Here is a 1865-nt window from a genome sequence, read left to right on the forward strand (position 1 = left end):
CTAGTGTTTGGCTATACCCAACCAATTCTTTCGAAGAACCCTTAACATTCACCAAAGCTTTTTGAACTGCCTCTGGAGTTGGTAAAAGTTGGTTATTATTGAGGTTCTGTAAGTTTTGGTGTAAAAGCATTGGGGTAAATACTTGATTCGTTCCCCATAAGTTGTTGGCAAAAGTTAACACATCAAAAACTTCACCTCTGGTCAACTCTTTATTTTCCTCCATTTTTTCACTTCCTTTGTTTTATAATTTATGTAATAAAAAAAGCTAGTGGCAGGTGTCTATCCTACAAACTAGCTAGTATATTTAAACTATTTAATTAGTTCATCATCAATTTTTAATCCTAGCAATTCTGATATTCCAATGATGCCAATGGGTGTAAAAGTCATAGTTGTTACCTCTTTTTCACCACTTCCAAATCCAACAACTTGAGGTGTTATTCTGAACCAATCGTCATGTTTGGAAATACTTTCTGAAGTAGGCAACCATTTACTTTTTGATTTTTTTATTACCTTTTCTTCATGGAGTTTCTTGTTTAATGTTTGTGCTGATTTAAGTCCTAGAAAAGTAGCTACTTCTGTTGCATTAAATGTTCCTTCATTATTCAAGAAGGCTTCATATCTGTCTGCCTTTGGTTTTTGCACTTCAATAGTTTCTAATAATGGTTTTTCTATTACATTTTGAAACTCCTTTAGTGCAATTACCTTTTCTGTTTGTGTAGTAGACTTCATAACGTTCAATACAGCCATATCAAAATCTGACAGCATTGGTGTTTGTTGTTGAAGTTTCTTTTCACAATCAATGAAGTACTGTCTAAATTTCTTTCCTATTGCATTTCTTTGAATCATTGAGATTTCTTTTGCCATGTCTAGGGTAATTGCATAGTCTGTTTTTGTTTGCTCTCCACCAAGGGTAGAACATTTTTGGAACACCCTTGTATAATCAATATTTTCTTCAAAACCATACTCAACCATCCTTGGAAACCAAACGCTTAGCTTTGTTTTAATTTCTAACCCAACCCTCAAATCTTCGGCACTAACTACTTGCACACCATTCTTAATCTCAACTTTAATTAATTCCATAATATCCTCCTATAATTGTATTTCCGTACATATTATAGTTAACTTGCATCATCACAAGTGAAGGAAATGTGGGTATATTTCAACCCACCCGTTCATTGTATAACTTGCATCATCACAAGTGTAATTCCGTCTTTGCTAAATCGCATCATCACGATTGATTATGAAATAAGTATATCATAAACACATATCAGTGTCAATATGTAAAGAGGGAATTTCCCTCTAAAAATTTCCTAAAAAAGACCAATCTTCTATGTCGTATTCATTTTCATCTTCAATTTTTGAAAATATTTCTTCCAACTTGGAAGCAATATAATTTCCATAAGAGCAACTTACTGCCCTATCTTTAAATCCACTTCTTGGTTCAACTAGTTTTAAATTACCATTTGAATAAGATGGTGTTAAATTCACCAATTCGCTACACAAGAACATTGTTTGAACATAGGGTAGTTTTACTAGTGATTTCATGTAACTATCTAGGTTCATGTACTCTGGAGATTCTGACATCATATTCTCAAACTCAGACTCATCAATTAAAAACCTTATCCTACCCAACTTCATCTTCTTTTTTAAGTCCATCCACATTGTGCTGTTCAATTCAGAGTTACCCGACATTGGTATTAAACAAGGTATAGCCATATCATCCACCGTTTTTTCTTTTAAATCATCTATTTTTGATTGACTCATAACTTGTAGTCTAATGTCTTTGTGTGCAGTGAATCCTCTCATATCTATCCCAAGCTCTTTATGATAATAGGGTTTTGTTAGGTCTAAAGAATATATTGCAC

At 33.1% G+C, this 1865-nt stretch carries 3 protein-coding genes; all 3 read right to left on the reverse strand.

Going from position 1 to position 1865, the window contains the following annotated elements:
• On the reverse strand, positions 1-223 hold a 223-nt coding region (locus ACRDDY_RS12870), incomplete at its 3' end, for a hypothetical protein (protein ID WP_438565345.1).
• A gap of 86 nt (positions 224-309) precedes the next feature.
• Positions 310-1080, reverse strand: a complete 771-nt coding sequence (locus tag ACRDDY_RS12875; protein ID WP_438565346.1) for an antA/AntB antirepressor family protein — start codon at positions 1078-1080, stop codon at positions 310-312.
• 219 nt (positions 1081-1299) lie between these two features.
• A partial coding sequence (locus ACRDDY_RS12880; RefSeq protein WP_438565347.1) for a hypothetical protein occupies positions 1300-1865 on the reverse strand: 566 nt, incomplete at its 5' end.

Origin of the sequence: Clostridium sp. (genome assembly GCF_051656525.1) — a bacterium.
Taxonomy (GTDB): Bacteria; Bacillota; Clostridia; order Clostridiales; family Clostridiaceae; genus Clostridium.